We start from the raw sequence: 13,314 nt of genomic DNA on the forward strand, positions 1-13,314 counted from the left end.
GCCCGGCCTGTGTCGCGCCTCGCTGATCTTTAGCTGCAGCGCGGCCGGCACTCCTCCCGGCCGCGCCCACTGGACACACCCTCCCGCAACGGCCACTAAAAGTGACGGAAGCGTCACGGAGGGACAATCATGCAGAAGAAGATGGGAACAGGCCCCCTGCTCGACGCGAAGGGACACCTCGCAGAGTGTGGCTGGAGCAATTCCGAGGTTCGCAGCTATGATCGCGCCGCCATACGCGCCAACGCCCTGCGCATTAAAGAGTGGGACTATTACTGCATCCTGACGCCAGAATACGGCCTCGCCCTCACCGTTGCCGATAATGGCTATCTCGGCTTCCTTGGTGTTTCCTGGATAGACCTTCGCGCACGCAAAGCGACCAATCACGGTGCCGCAACATTCTGGCCGATGGGAAAAATGAACCTACCCGCCAGCGCCGACAGCGGAGATATCGACCAGTCAGCATCCGGCGTATCCCTGGCCTTCCGCCATGAGGCGGGTGGGCGCAGGCTGAAAGTGGATGCCCCCGGTTTCGACAACGGCGCCGGCCTCTCCGGTGAACTCTGGCTCGCGCAGCCGCCGATGGACCGAATGGTCATTGCCACCCCCTTCCCGCGCGCGCCGAAAGCCTTCTACTACAATCAGAAGATCAACTGCCTGCCTGCCGAAGGCAAAATCACCGTAGGCGGAGAGACTTTCGCCTTCACCCCGACCGCCGCCTACGGTGTGCTCGACTGGGGCCGCGGTGTCTGGACCTATAGCAACACCTGGTATTGGGGATCAGCCTCGGGGCGCCAAGGCAAAGACGTTATCGGCTTCAACATCGGCTATGGCTTCGGCGACACGTCAGCGGCCAGTGAGAACATGTTCTTCCTCAATGGCAAGGCGCACAAGCTCGATCAGGTAACCTTCCACATGCCTTGCGGCAAACTCGATGAAGCGCCGTGGAAATTCTCCAGCAATGACGGTCGCTTCACGATGGATTTCAAACCTGCCGTAAACAGGCATCACACTACCAATCTCGGGATTTTCAAAACGGCGCAGGATCAGGTGTTCGGCCACTTCTCCGGCAATGTCGGCCTCGATGATGGCAGCCTTTTCCATGTCGAACGCTTGCCGGGCTTTGCCGAGGAAGTCCGCAATCGGTGGTAAGCCTATGGAAGATCAGGACACATTGAACGACGTCACGATCACAACCACCCGTCTGTTTCCTGACGGCCTTCCGCTGTTGCATTTGAATGCGATAGGCTGGTGAGCACCTTCCCTCCCGGACGGCTTAATCTTCGCCTTTCTCTTTAACCCGAATTTTGCTGGCCGTTGGTGTCTTCACCTTTGACGTTTCCGTCACTGATACGCCAGAACTTGTAACCTTAATCTCGCTCTCTGGAGGTTTCACCGATTGCGCGGTCTCGCTCACCTTCACGCTGCCTCCCGTTACGGAGATGTTCCCCTGAGGCTTCTTGATGCTGCTCTGATTTGGTGCCGGAACCTTCCCCCCCTGCACTGCAATCCCACTCTGCTCCACCTTCACCTTGGAAGAATTGGAGGTCTGCACCTTGCCATCGGAGACCTCCATCCGGCTCTCTTCCATCACGATCTTGGATTGATCCGTCGTTGCGAAACTTCCCTGGGCAATGGCGGAAGGAGCCAACAGGAGGTGCGCCGCAAGAGCAAAAGGGCGAAGAAGTGATCGGGTTTGGCGCATCTACCGGTCTCCGAAGACTGAGGTGACAGACAGTTTGCTGCCTATCCGCAGGCCGGTCAACGCCGCGCCCACCCCCAACCCCAATTGTTCAGGCCTCCGCTGCCTTCTTCTTTTTGCCCGGAACCAGATGGTTCAGCGGATAGAACGCCTCTTCCACCCAATGGGGCTGTTCGCCGGGTACACCGTACCGGGACGGCTTTCCATCCGGCAGGTACAGGGTTCCGAACATCCAGTCGAACACTGACAGGCAGAGCCCATAGTTCTTGTACATCTTCCCGTTCTTGCCATAGCCATGGTGAGCATGATGCATACTGGGCGTGATGATGATGTGCATCAGTCCACGGAATGCCGGGTTCGTGAGCGCGCGATCGTCAACGCGCCAGTGCATGTGCGTCAGCGTATTCCAGATATAGAGAACGATCAGCGAGACCGCGACGCCGGATTCCATCCCGAAATACACGAACAGAGCCACCATCCAGATGTGCGGCGTGAACAATGCCCAGAAGATGTTCTGGCGCTGGACGACCGTTACATTGATCTCCGTCGCCGAATGATGTGTGCGATGGATCTTCCACAACCAGTTAAGCCAGTGCCCCATCTTCTGGCCTTCATGCGACCAGCGATGAACCCAGTAAAAGACAAACTCCATAGCCACGAAAGTGATGAGGATGGACAACCGGAGCGGAATGCTTGCCCCTGCCCCCGCATAAGCTGGCACCAACCAGGCGGCCAGCATGCCAGCCCCAAGCCCGAATAGCGGCCGGGTTACCGCCGAGTTGGTCAGGAAGCACAGAAGTGTCAGGCCAAAGTCACGCCGGGTGCAATCCTTCAACTGCCCCGTCACTGCTTCACCAATGAGAATTGCGAGCGTTGCGATGTATATCCACCCGGCATCCGCCAGTGTGATCGTATGTTCAGGCATGGGGTTCCGCCTCTCCGAAATGGGAATTCAACACCGATCGGTCCGGCCTTTTTATGCCGCCTCCCCCGATCTTCGAAGTCAATTTAATGCATTTGCATTAAATGTAAAGCTGCTGGTATTGATAGGTTCTCGCCCTGAACTTCTGCATCGATGAGGACGCCGACTTGCCCGCAAGAACCGAGACACTCGATGGCCGGACCGCCCTCATCCTCGCCGCTGAGCAGCTGTTCGCGGAGTATGGACTACACGGCGCGTCCTTCCGGCAGATCAGTGACGCGGCAAAACAGAAAAACGGCTCGGCCATCCAATACCACTTCGGCACCCGCGACCGGCTGGTCGAGGCAGTGTTCGAGAACAGGATGCAGAATATCAACCCGCGACGCCTCGCGATGCTGGAAGAGATCGCGACAGCAAAAGACACGCAGATCCGCTCGCTGGTGTCTGTGCTCGTCTGGCCGCTGGCTGAAGAACTACGCCCCCGCGCTGAGGGGAATCATTATCTGCAGTTCCTCAGCCGCGCGACGCGGGAGAAACAGATGGTTCTTAAGCTCGCCCCCTGGCCCTTGATGAGCGGCTGGTTCCAGGCCATCGAAGCCCTCAGCGGGCTGATATCGGGATTGCCGGAGCTGATTATACGGCAACGCCTGCTGATCGCTGCGGATCAGTGCGTCAGTAGCCTTGCCATGTTCGAGGCTGAACAGGTCGGACAGTCCCCGGAGTTCTCGCTGCAGGTCGAAACTCTGATCGACATGATTACCGCCGCGCTGCTCGCACCGGTGTCTTTCCAGGGTGAGACGGAATTCAAGAAGCTCCGGGCAAAGCCCCGCGCCTGAATACCGCGAAGTCATCCAGGCCTCTCAGGGATGGACGATAAGGGATACCGGGTAGTTTTCCCAACGCCCAGCTTGCCCTCGCCTCAAACGGGTCGCGCGACGGGTCAATCTGGAAGGAAGCGTTCAAGAGCACCAGCGCCTTCAATGGCCATGGCGCCCTGAGTACGTCTGACTGTCGGGTTCACTGCGGGACTGGCCGAAAACGGCGAAACCGAGAACTACACCTACGCCATAGCCCTCTGAAATGTCGGCTTTCTTCAAGACCACCCTCCCTACGTGGATTAGCATTGTAGTGGCAGTGTTGGAGACGCCTCACATGATCTTTCGCTACACGATTCTCTACGTGGACAATGTCCCGTCGTCGCTCGACTTCTTCCAGAGAGCATTTAACTTGAAACGTGGGTTCCTTCACGAAGGTGGTGACTATGGTGAGTTGATAACGGGGGAAACCAAACTGGCGTTTTCCTCAAGAGAACTCATGCGCCAGTTGGACAAAAACCCGGCTTCCCCAAGCGCTGACGCCCCCACGTTCGAGATCGCTTTCGAGACCGACGATGTGGCCTCTGCCCTTCGACGAGCCATCGACGCGGGTGCCACGCTCATTCAGGACATGCGCGATGAGCCATGGGGGCAAACAACGTGCTATGTGGCGGACCCAAACGGATATCTGATCGAAATCTGCACAGCAGTGCGGTTGCCGGGTTGAGACCACCATGGACGCGCAGGAAACAGCTGAGATTGTCGCGCAGTTAAAGGCCATTGTCGTGACGGTCGAGCCGAAGGTGGCCTTTGCCGCGAAATACGGTAGGACCATGGTCGAGAGCGTTCCCGGGCAGCCCAAATCGGAGTTCTGCGGGATCTTTGCCTACACGAGCCACGTCTCCCTAGCGTTCACCAACGGTGCCCAGCTGGACGATCCGGAGAAGGTGCTCGAAGGCGCAGGAAAGCATCGGCGTCACATCAAGCTTGCCAGCCTGTCCGACATCGCCAGAAAGCGATGCGAGGATTTCCTACGCCAAGCCCGCGATCTTCAGGCTGATCTCCCCTGACCAGTTGCCAAGCCCGGGTTGCGCCAGATCGGCCAAGGCAGCCGGGTTCCGGCGAAGTTGGACGGGCGTGCGGCCAAACCACCGCACGAACTCTCGCGTCATGTGGGCCTGGTCGCTGTAGCCGTAGTGTGCCGCGATCTCGGCAAGCGGAACGCGAGACGGCAAGGCCTGAACCGCCTGCCGGGCCCGCCCCAACTGGCGCCAGAAGGCCGGAATCGGGAGAGACAGGTCCCTGAACCGACGCTGCAGCGTTCTTTCCGATACGCCCTGTAGGCGGGCCACGCGATGAACACTGTTGCCCGTCAAACAAAGGGCATCGATAATCTCCGAGACCTCTTGGTCATGCCGTGCGAGGTCGTCGATCTCTGTCTCGAGAGTCGAAACATCACGGCCCGCGATCTCGATTTCGGCAAGGTCCAGGGTGGTGCCAGGCTGTAGCCGATATCCAGTCAGGCAGGTTCCTGCGTCGAGCCTGACCAGCCTTGGCGCAAAATCCCAGTCAGTGACGTGAAGAACTTCGCGTCCCCTGCTGCCGCAGGACAAGACGACCAGATCGACACACCCATCCGGAAGAACCACCGAGACTTCTTCGGCCTCGGCAGTGTAGGTCCAGCGATGAACACGGGGCGAGTTGGCTTGGGTCAATGCGGCCATGCCAGTCAGCATGAACGAATAGCTGCCATTGATCCAGACCGATGCAGCGGTGGCAATCGGCGGGGGCTGGCGGAGAGACAGGGATTCGAACCCTGGAGACGTTGCCGTCTACACACTTTCCAGGCGTGCGCCTTCGACCACTCGGCCACCTCTCCGTTCCGGCCCGCGAGCAGGAAGCGAGCGAGATACCGGATGACCCGCCCGCCCGCAAGCGTGTGATTGCCAGAAAACGCATCAATCCCCATATCCGGGCCAGAGAAGAAAGGCGCTCCCATGTTCTTCATGAAGAAAAACCTAGACCTCCCCACCGCCGAGACCGCCCTGAAGGGCCGCCCGGCCGCAATTCCGACCGCCATCACCCACTTTGTGTTCGGCCGCCCCCTTCAGGCTGAAACGCCGGAAGGCTTTGAAACGGCGATCTTCGGGCTCGGCTGCTTCTGGGGCGCTGAGCGCATCTTCTGGCAGACGCCGGGCGTCTGGTTGACGCGGGTCGGCTATGCTGGCGGCATCACACCGAACCCGACCTATGAGGAAGTCTGCTCCGGTAAGACCGGTCATACCGAGATTGTCGAAGTGCAGTTTGACCCCAAAGAGATCAGCTTCACGGCTCTGGTAAAGCTATTCCTGGAAAGCCACATCCCAACGCAGGGCATGCGCCAGGGCAACGACATCGGCACGCAGTACCGCTCTGCAATCTATTATGTTTCTTCCGAACAGGAGGCGACGGCCCGGCAGATGATTGCTGATTATGAGGCCGTCCTCAGTGCTTCTGGCCATCGCGAGCCGGTGACGACGGAAGTAAAACCGCGCGGCGAAGTGTATCTGGCCGAGGATTACCACCAGCAATACCTGGCGAAGAACCCCAACGGCTATTGCGGGATCGGCGGCACGGGCATCAGCTGTCCCCTGCCTCAGCCTGCCTGAGCGCGACAGAAATCAGGAACCGAAGTTCAGAGAGAAGCGCTTGCGCGACTCGATCATCGACTGCGCCTTGAACAGGGCGTCAGACGCTGATTGGGCGCGCAGGATCATCGGATCTGCCCGAAGGCCCTCAACTGCCAGCGACAGTTGGGCAACAGCCTCGCGCACAACGTTCTGGTCGAACCGTTTCTCAGCACGCACAATCAGCGCGCGCCCCAGATCCAGGCGCGCCTGAATGACCCGGCCTGTATCGGCGGCATCACTGGCCGCTTCCAGATGCTTGCGACGCATCACGATGACCTTGTCGAGCGCCGTCACATCGCCAAGTTCCTCAGCAACGCGCACGCCGGCAGCGCAAAAATCGGCCTCGATCTCGCTGCGCAGCGTTTTGGAAATCGCAGGTTCGCCTGCAAGCAGTGCGTCCAGCTCCAGAGCAAGTTGGCTGATCTTTTCTGCGCGGAACGCCTGCGGATCGCTAAGTGAGGGCTGCAGCTGCTTGGTCAGCAGGTAGGCTGCCGCCCGCGCCAAGTCTTCATTGCGCAGCCTCCGGTCACCGGGAAGTGCGATCGTGAACAGGCGAGCTTCCGCCGCAGACAGGCCACCACCACGGCTGATGCCGTGCAGTTCGAGGCCACGCTCTCCCTTGCCTGTTCGGCTGGCCCACAGGAACAGGTCCGCGTCCGCCGTCGCCATGCGCTTGCGCGCACGAGCAATGGTCGCCGCTTCGAGGCCACCTTTGAGAACACCCATTGAAACAAGGCTGAAAGGTGCCCCAAAGGCAAAGATCGGCAGGAATTGCGACAGCGCGCCTTCAAGCCATTTGCCAACGGGCCGATCACCGGCCGGCGGCGCGATCAGGATACGGAAACCCGGCGCTTTGCGCGCACGGGCGGCGCGTGCCTTGCCTTCATTGGAGAGGACGCCAGCGGCCCGAATAGCAATACGCAATAGCCAGACTGCCAGCAACAAAGCGCCGACAACGGCCATACCTGCGCCAAACAGCACGAGCCAGTCCGCGCCCGGCACGTGTGTCAGGATCCAGCTTTCAGCAGTGTGAGCCCATCCGGAGATCGACATCGGAGTTTACCTCATCTGGTTCAAGGCGATACGTTTCCTGCAATACTCTTGCAACAGAGAAACTCCGCTAAGGGCGCCGATGTCTGGTTATCTCACGCGTTTTGCGCCTTCGCCAACCGGCCGCCTGCATCTTGGGCATGCCGTCTCCGCTTTCAATGTGTGGGCTGCTGCGCAGGCAGCAGGCGGAAAAATTCGCCTGAGGATTGAGGACATCGACCAGACCCGCTGCAAACCTGCGTTTGAAGCGGCAATATTGGAGGATTTGCGCTGGCTCGGCCTGGAATGGGATGGGCCCGTTCGCCGGCAGTCGGAGCATTTTGCTGAATACCGTGCCGTTCTGGACACACTTCGGGCGCGCGGGTTGATCTATCGCTGCTTCCGCACACGCCGGGAAATCGCCGCAAGCCTGCCGGCAGGTGCAGATCCCGACGAGGCGGCCTTTGTCAGCCGGCCATTGCCTGCCACGGAAGAAGCTGAACGGCTGGCCCGAAACGCGCCCTTCGCCTGGCGCCTGTCGCTGGAAAGGGCCCGCGCCGAGCTCGGTGCCCAATGGGCCTCCCTTGCCTACACCGAGGAAACACTAGCTGGACCCCGGATAGTCCGCGCCGATCCGGCGCCCTTCGGGGATGTTGTGCTCGCCCGGAAGGATACGCCCGCCAGCTATCACCTCGCCTGCTGCCATGATGATGCCTTGCAGGGCATTACCCATGTTGTGCGGGGAGAAGACCTGCGGGACGTGACCGCCATCCATGCAATGTTGCAGGCTTTGATGAGCTGGCCGCAGCCGGTGTACCGTTTCCACCCTTTGATGCTGGGCGCAGACGGGCGGAAACTGTCGAAGCGCAACGCTGACAAAAGTCTGGACCAGTACCGCTCAGAGGGGATGACGCCAGAGGATATCCGGTCCATGACAGCGCCCGCATGACTGACTCCTCCCAGGCCGCTGTGCCAGACGTCATTTCCCTACCCGCCAGCCGGAGCTGGCTTGGCCCGCTGATGGTGCTCAGCGGCGGCGTCTGCATTGGCTTTGCGCCGATCGGCCTGCGCATCGGCGTCGAACAGTTCGGCAATGAACTCGGGCCCCAGGCGATCGCCATGTGGCGCTACATCTTCGCGACGCCAATCCTGTTTGCACTCGTGCTGCTCATCCGCCGGCGCCTGCCCCGGCCGCCCAACCTGTTCATCATCCTGGCGGGAACCTTCTTCGCCATCGACATCGGCCTCTGGCACTGGGCCCTGACGATGACGAGCGTGTCGAACGCCACTTTCATCGTGAACCTCGGCAATGTCTGCGCAGGACTTGTCGCCTGGTTTTTCCTGCGCGAACGGCCGGCGAATGTCTGGTTCGTGGCAGCCGCACTCGCTGTCGCAGGCGCAGCGGCCCTCTCGCTGGGCGGACCCGGCCTGCACAATGGTGGCCTGAAGGGCGACCTCTTCGCGCTCGCGGCCGCCTGTTTCGTCGCCGGTTACATGTTGTGTTCCAAGCTCGGCCGGCGCAACCTCAGCGGCATCGAAGCGATCTTCTGGCTCAGCGTGACCGAATCCATTGTCGCTTTCCTGATGGTGCAGCTGGCAGGAGAGCGCCCGGTCCCGCTCACGCCGAACGGCTTCATCATTCCGCTGCTGCTCGCCGTTGTCGCACATGTCATGGGACAAGGCCTCATCGTGTCCGGCCTTGGCTGGACACGAACTTCCGTCGCGGGCATCCTCGTCCTGTCCCAGCCGGTGGTCGCCGCTGCAGTGGCCTGGAAACTTTTCGAGGAACCCCTGACCGCTTTGCAGGCAGCCGGCGCAGCGACCATCCTTGTCGCTGTCTGGCTGGCCCAGCGCGAGCGCGCGCCGCGCAACCAGGCCGCTTAGGTCTCGCAACTGTCATCTGTTTGGTTTAAGGCGCTTCCTTCGTGACCATCGCTCGAAGGAGGCCCTCATGCGCCTGGCCGTCGCCGCCCTTGTTTCCTCGCTCGCCCTAGCCACCGCCTGTGCTGCTGCTGTTGCCACCGGCAACACATCGCTCACCAGCGCGGCGCCTGCGCACGAACCGATCCTGCCGATCCAGGCCGGGGACGCCTACTACACCAAGGCCGCAGAAGCCGTGGACACTCGTATCGCCCAACGCGGCATCAAGCCCGCCAAGAACATCATTCTCTTCATCGGCGACGGTATGGGCATTTCGACCATCACGGCGGCGCGCATCTATGCGGGCCAGTCTGCCGGCGTTGATGGCGAGAGCTACCGTCTCGCCATGGAAACGCTGCCCTCCTCCGCGCTTTCGAAAACCTACAGCCATGACTACCAGGTCGCCGACTCTGCAGCGACGGCGACGGCGATGACTGCCGGCCTCAAAACCAAATCCGGCTTCCTCGGCGTGTCCGGCGCAGTCAATTTCGGCAACTGCGCCAGCGTACCGGGCAATGAAGCCGACACGATCTTTGAACTGGCCTATCGCTCTGGCCTCGCCACCGGCGTCATCTCAACGGCGCGTATCACGCACGCCACCCCTGGCTCGACCTATGCCAAAGTTCCCCACCGCAACTGGGAAGCCGACAGCGATATGCGCGGCGCCTCTTCTGACACCTGCAAGGACATCGCCCGCCAGCTGATCGAAGGCGCCGCGAGCGACTTCGATGTCATCATGGGCGGCGGCCGCTCCAAATTCCTTCCCAAGGAAACTCAGGACCCGGAATATACCGATCAGACCGGCGACCGCGCCGATGGCCGCAACCTGATGGAAGAATGGGCCACCAAAGGCGGCGACCGGGCAACCTTCACCGATCAGGCCGGCTTCGATGCCGTCAACTTCGACTCCGACATCAAAGTGCTTGGCCTGTTTGAGCCCTCGCACATGCAGTACGAACTCGACCGCGAGCAGGATACCGCTGGCGAGCCGTCGCTCGAAGCGATGACCCGGGCGGCGATTACGCGCCTCGCCCGCAACGATGAAGGCTTTGTCCTGATGGTTGAAGGCGGACGGATCGACCACGCCCACCATGCCGGCAACGCAATCCGCGCGCTGGAAGACACGCTCGCCTTCGACGCCGCCATTGCCGCAGCACTCGAAATGACGAATGCGGAAGATACCTTGATCATCGTGACGGCGGACCATTCCCACACTTTCACGATCAACGGCTATCCGCAGCGCGGCAACCCGATCCTCGGCCTTGTTACCGCTGGCGCTTCTGCCGAAGGCGGCTCGCTTGGCGCAGACGGACTGCCCTACACAACGCTGAGCTATGCCAACGGCCCGGGCGCCTGCCGCGAAACTGGCAAAGATGAAGAGGGCAAGCCGATCTACGACTGCAAACGCTATGACCTGACGGGCGTGGACACGATGGCGCCAGACTTCCGCCAGCAGTCGCTCGTTCCGCTCTATTCGGAAACGCATGGCGGCGAAGATGTTGCCGCCTTTGCCTCGGGCCCGGGCTCGATGCTGATCTCGGGCGTGATTGAGCAGAACGAACTTTTCCACGTGATGGGCCGCGCTATTGGCCTCATCCCGGCACCGGCGACCGAAGAGTAATCTCAAGCGAGGTGGGGTGGCCACGCGCCCCTCACCTTGCGTCACTCTGGCCAAAAACACAGCCTTGCGCGAGACTTCCTCCCAACAAGAAAACCGGGAGGAAAACCAAGCCATGAAAGCCGCCGTAATGCGGGCGCCGAAGGCGCCATTGTCGATCGAAGAGGTAACGATCTCAAAGCCGGGACCGCGCGAAGTGCTCGTTCGTCTCAAGGCCATGGGCGTCTGCCATTCCGACGTTCACTTCTGGGACGGCGCTTTCCCGGCAGAACTCCCCGTCATCCTCGGGCACGAAAGCGCTGGCGTCGTGGAAGCCGTCGGCTCCATGGTCTCCGCTGTAAAGCCGGGCGACCATGTGATCTCCATTCTCTCGCCGTTCTGTGGCACCTGCGAATATTGCCTGACCGGCCATATGTCCGTCTGCCATACGGTGAACCGCGACCAGTTTCAGCGTAGCGTCACCGAAGCGCCCCGCCTCTCTATCGGCAAGGAAAAGGTCGGCCAGTTCCTGAACCTCTCATCCTTTGCTGAGCAGATCCTCGTGCATGAAAATACGCTCTGCGTGATCGACAAGGACATGCCGATGGACCGGGCCTGCCTCATCGGCTGCGGCGTAATCACCGGCGTGGGCTCCGTCTTTCATTCGGCGCAAGTCGAGCCTGGATCAACCGTTGCCGTCGTCGGCTGTGGCGGCGTCGGCCTTGCCGCTATCAATGGCGCTGCAATTGCCGGGGCAAGCCGGATCATCGCAGTCGACCTTTCGGATGAGAAACTGCAACTCGCCACCCGCTTTGGTGCAACCGATGTGATCAACCCGACCAAAGTGAACGCCATCGAGGCCGTCAAGGAGCTGACCAAGGGCGGCGTTCACTATTCCTTCGAATGCGTCGGCGCCAAGCAGACAGCCGAAATGGCCTACCACATGCTCCGTCCACGGGGTGTCGCCACCGTGATCGGAATGATCCAGCCGGGGGTAAATATCGAGATTCCCGGCATCGAACTTCTGGTCACGGAAAAGCGTCTGCAAGGCGCCGTGATGGGTTCCAACCGGTTCCGGATCGACTTTCCCCGCCTTGTGGACCTTTACAAACAAGGCCGCCTGCACCTCGACGATTTGATCTCTGATCGCATCGGGCTGGATGGCATCACCGCCGCGATGCAGAACCTCAAGGACAATAAGGGTTCCGTTGCCCGTCAAGTCGTCGTGCTGGACTAGCTTTGTATGCCCGCGCTAGAGATCCTTGCCGACTGCGTCGGCAAGGGTCGAATAGCCATCTTCCGCGAGGCAATGAGAGAGTTCCCGCGCGACCTTCTTGGCGAGCGCAGGCCCTTCATACACCATGAGCGAATAGAGCTGCACCGCCGAGGCGCCTGCGCGGATCTTTGCATAGGCGTCGCGTCCACTGCCGATCCCCCCTGCCCCGATCAGGTCGAACGCGCCATCGAGTGTCCGCGCAAACTGGCGAAGCACTTCCGTTGACGGATGAAGCAATGGCGCTCCGGAAAGACCACCGGCTTCCGACTTGTCTTCGCTGTGCAGGCTTGGCGGCCGGGCGAGCGTCGTGTTCGAAATGATAAGTCCGGACAGCCAGGCGCCTTCTGCTTTCACGACGGAGCAGATGTCTGCGATCGCTTCTGCATCAAGATCCGGCGCAAGCTTCAGGAAGACCGGCAGGTCTTTCCGGTCTGCGCCGCCGCAGCGCGAAAGCAGCTGGGACAAGGATGCCTTGTCCTGCAGGCCGCGCAAACCCGGCGTATTCGGCGAGGAGATGTTGATCGTAATGTAGCTGGCATGGGGCGCCACCGCCTCAATGCCCGTCACATAATCGCCGATCCGGTCATCGCTGTCCTTGTTGGCGCCCACATTGGCGCCAATCGGGACCGCATGGGAATATTTCTCCAGACGGCGGACGAAATAGTCGAGCCCGAAATTGTTGAAGCCCATCCGGTTGATCACCGCGCGGTCTTCGGTCAGACGAAATAGGCGCGGCTTGGGGTTGCCGGGCTGCGGTTTCGGCGTCACGGTTCCGCATTCGACAAAACCGAATCCGAACTTCGCCATCGCCTCTGGCACTTCACAATTCTTGTCGAACCCCGCCGCCAGGCCAACGGGCGAACAAAGCCGCAGGCCGGATCTGGGAAGCTCCACCCGCGTCGACACCGGCAGATCGGGCGCATGTGGCGGCACACCGGCACCGTATGTCAGCATCCGGATCGTCAGCGTGTGAGCCGTTTCCGGCGGCAGCAAACGGGCAAGCCGGGCTCCGGTTGATGCGATCATCAGATTTCCTCCGGCAGGATTGGCACGCCGCCCTGGTCTGGCTCCAGCCACCATGCCGCTTCAGCGCGTGCAATTTCCAAGGGCGCGTAAAGATGCGGGAACAGATCACCGCCCCGGCTCGGTCCCCAGCGAAGAGGCGCAATTGCCTGGCTGTCAAATTGCAAAAGTTTCACGCGGCCTTTTCCGGCGAAGTACCGCTCCGCTGTTCCGGCAAGCTGCGCGCGCGTGGAGAGATGGACATAGCCATCGGCCAGATCGAGCGCACTGGCGGCATGGCCTGCCTGTTCAGCGGCTTTCCATTCCTCTTCTGTGAGGAGCTTATAAACAGCGGCGCTCTGCATCTTCTCTGCTTTTGCAGGCT

Annotated in this window: 15 protein-coding genes and 1 tRNA gene; 9 read left to right on the forward strand and 7 right to left on the reverse strand. The window is 60.8% G+C overall.

Annotation, left to right across the window (positions count from 1 at the left end; all coding sequences use genetic code 11):
* The first annotated feature begins 129 nt into the window (after positions 1-129).
* Entirely contained in the window at positions 130-1,149 is a 1,020-nt protein-coding gene (locus K1X12_RS02960; protein WP_220986148.1) for a DUF2804 domain-containing protein, read from the forward strand.
* A gap of 124 nt (positions 1,150-1,273) precedes the next feature.
* Here K1X12_RS02960 and K1X12_RS02965 read toward each other — a convergent pair whose 3' ends face one another.
* Complete coding sequence (locus K1X12_RS02965; RefSeq protein ID WP_220986149.1) at positions 1,274-1,702, reverse strand: hypothetical protein; 429 nt, start codon at positions 1,700-1,702, stop codon at positions 1,274-1,276.
* 88 nt (positions 1,703-1,790) lie between these two features.
* Positions 1,791-2,624, reverse strand: a complete 834-nt coding sequence (locus K1X12_RS02970) for a sterol desaturase family protein (protein ID WP_220986150.1) — start codon at positions 2,622-2,624, stop codon at positions 1,791-1,793.
* Between the two features lie 164 nt (positions 2,625-2,788).
* Here K1X12_RS02970 and K1X12_RS02975 point away from each other — a divergent pair, with 164 nt between their 5' ends.
* The 3 genes from K1X12_RS02975 (at position 2,789) to K1X12_RS02985 (ending at position 4,506) form a co-directional block, all read left to right on the forward strand.
* A complete protein-coding gene (locus K1X12_RS02975; protein ID WP_220986151.1) occupies positions 2,789-3,457 on the forward strand; it encodes a TetR/AcrR family transcriptional regulator in 669 nt (222 codons plus the stop codon).
* Positions 3,458-3,773: 316 nt separating this feature from the next.
* Positions 3,774-4,163, forward strand: a complete 390-nt coding sequence (locus tag K1X12_RS02980; protein ID WP_220986152.1) for a VOC family protein — start codon at positions 3,774-3,776, stop codon at positions 4,161-4,163.
* Between the two features lie 7 nt (positions 4,164-4,170).
* The gene (locus K1X12_RS02985) at positions 4,171-4,506 is read left to right on the forward strand and encodes a DUF1801 domain-containing protein (RefSeq protein ID WP_220986153.1); all 336 of its coding nucleotides are present in this window, start codon (positions 4,171-4,173) and stop codon (positions 4,504-4,506) included.
* On the opposite strand, the gene K1X12_RS02990 is transcribed toward K1X12_RS02985, so the two are convergent.
* Positions 4,468-5,172 carry a helix-turn-helix domain-containing protein gene (locus K1X12_RS02990; RefSeq protein WP_220986154.1) on the reverse strand — a complete coding sequence of 235 codons (705 nt, stop codon included), beginning with the start codon at positions 5,170-5,172 and terminating at the stop codon, positions 4,468-4,470. The genes K1X12_RS02985 and K1X12_RS02990 overlap by 39 nt on opposite strands.
* Before the next feature lie 55 nt (positions 5,173-5,227).
* Positions 5,228-5,315, reverse strand: a tRNA-Ser gene (locus tag K1X12_RS02995).
* 118 nt (positions 5,316-5,433) lie between these two features.
* Between K1X12_RS02995 and msrA the strand changes: the two genes are divergently transcribed.
* A complete protein-coding gene (msrA, locus tag K1X12_RS03000; protein ID WP_220986155.1) occupies positions 5,434-6,084 on the forward strand; it encodes a peptide-methionine (S)-S-oxide reductase MsrA in 651 nt (216 codons plus the stop codon).
* Between the two features lie 12 nt (positions 6,085-6,096).
* Here msrA and K1X12_RS03005 read toward each other — a convergent pair whose 3' ends face one another.
* Complete coding sequence (locus tag K1X12_RS03005) at positions 6,097-7,158, reverse strand: hypothetical protein (RefSeq protein WP_220986156.1); 1,062 nt, start codon at positions 7,156-7,158, stop codon at positions 6,097-6,099.
* Positions 7,159-7,237: 79 nt separating this feature from the next.
* Here K1X12_RS03005 and gluQRS point away from each other — a divergent pair, with 79 nt between their 5' ends.
* The 4 genes from gluQRS (at position 7,238) to K1X12_RS03025 (ending at position 11,888) form a co-directional block, all read left to right on the forward strand.
* Complete coding sequence (gene gluQRS, locus K1X12_RS03010) at positions 7,238-8,083, forward strand: tRNA glutamyl-Q(34) synthetase GluQRS (RefSeq protein ID WP_220986157.1); 846 nt, start codon at positions 7,238-7,240, stop codon at positions 8,081-8,083.
* Positions 8,080-9,018: a DMT family transporter gene (locus K1X12_RS03015; protein ID WP_220986158.1), complete on the forward strand. Its 939-nt coding sequence runs from the start codon at positions 8,080-8,082 to the stop codon at positions 9,016-9,018. Before gluQRS ends, K1X12_RS03015 begins: the two co-directional genes overlap by 4 nt.
* A 67-nt stretch (positions 9,019-9,085) precedes the next feature.
* Entirely contained in the window at positions 9,086-10,675 is a 1,590-nt protein-coding gene (locus K1X12_RS03020; RefSeq protein WP_220986159.1) for an alkaline phosphatase, read from the forward strand.
* Between the two features lie 112 nt (positions 10,676-10,787).
* Positions 10,788-11,888 (forward strand): Zn-dependent alcohol dehydrogenase, encoded by a 1,101-nt coding sequence (locus K1X12_RS03025; protein WP_220986160.1) that lies wholly within the window; start codon positions 10,788-10,790, stop codon positions 11,886-11,888.
* A gap of 15 nt (positions 11,889-11,903) precedes the next feature.
* On the opposite strand, the gene K1X12_RS03030 is transcribed toward K1X12_RS03025, so the two are convergent.
* Positions 11,904-12,953, reverse strand: a complete 1,050-nt coding sequence (locus tag K1X12_RS03030; RefSeq protein ID WP_220986161.1) for a quinone-dependent dihydroorotate dehydrogenase — start codon at positions 12,951-12,953, stop codon at positions 11,904-11,906.
* Positions 12,953-13,294, reverse strand: coding sequence for a DUF952 domain-containing protein (locus tag K1X12_RS03035; protein ID WP_220986162.1), 342 nt, complete (start codon positions 13,292-13,294; stop codon positions 12,953-12,955). Before K1X12_RS03035 ends, K1X12_RS03030 begins: the two co-directional genes overlap by 1 nt.
* Positions 13,295-13,314: the final 20 nt, after the last annotated feature.

This window comes from Hyphomonas sediminis (assembly GCF_019679475.1).
GTDB classification, from domain to species: Bacteria; Pseudomonadota; Alphaproteobacteria; order Caulobacterales; family Hyphomonadaceae; genus Hyphomonas; species Hyphomonas sediminis.

Bases quoted from the DNA above. Each gene is read 5' to 3' on its own strand.
- K1X12_RS02990 (WP_220986154.1), bottom strand. From the start codon at position 5,172: ATGCTGACTGGCATGGCCGCATTGACCCAAGCCAACTCGCCCCGTGTT.
- msrA (WP_220986155.1), top strand. From the start codon at position 5,434: ATGTTCTTCATGAAGAAAAACCTAGACCTCCCCACCGCCGAGACCGCC.
- K1X12_RS03015 (WP_220986158.1), top strand. From the start codon at position 8,080: ATGACTGACTCCTCCCAGGCCGCTGTGCCAGACGTCATTTCCCTACCC.
- K1X12_RS02965 (WP_220986149.1), bottom strand. From the start codon at position 1,702: ATGCGCCAAACCCGATCACTTCTTCGCCCTTTTGCTCTTGCGGCGCAC.
- K1X12_RS03030 (WP_220986161.1), bottom strand. From the start codon at position 12,953: ATGATCGCATCAACCGGAGCCCGGCTTGCCCGTTTGCTGCCGCCGGAA.
- K1X12_RS02985 (WP_220986153.1), top strand. From the start codon at position 4,171: ATGGACGCGCAGGAAACAGCTGAGATTGTCGCGCAGTTAAAGGCCATT.
- K1X12_RS03020 (WP_220986159.1), top strand. From the start codon at position 9,086: ATGCGCCTGGCCGTCGCCGCCCTTGTTTCCTCGCTCGCCCTAGCCACC.
- K1X12_RS02970 (WP_220986150.1), bottom strand. From the start codon at position 2,624: ATGCCTGAACATACGATCACACTGGCGGATGCCGGGTGGATATACATC.
- K1X12_RS03025 (WP_220986160.1), top strand. From the start codon at position 10,788: ATGAAAGCCGCCGTAATGCGGGCGCCGAAGGCGCCATTGTCGATCGAA.
- K1X12_RS02980 (WP_220986152.1), top strand. From the start codon at position 3,774: ATGATCTTTCGCTACACGATTCTCTACGTGGACAATGTCCCGTCGTCG.
- gluQRS (WP_220986157.1), top strand. From the start codon at position 7,238: ATGTCTGGTTATCTCACGCGTTTTGCGCCTTCGCCAACCGGCCGCCTG.
- K1X12_RS03035 (WP_220986162.1), bottom strand. From the start codon at position 13,294: ATGCAGAGCGCCGCTGTTTATAAGCTCCTCACAGAAGAGGAATGGAAA.
- K1X12_RS03005 (WP_220986156.1), bottom strand. From the start codon at position 7,158: ATGTCGATCTCCGGATGGGCTCACACTGCTGAAAGCTGGATCCTGACA.
- K1X12_RS02960 (WP_220986148.1), top strand. From the start codon at position 130: ATGCAGAAGAAGATGGGAACAGGCCCCCTGCTCGACGCGAAGGGACAC.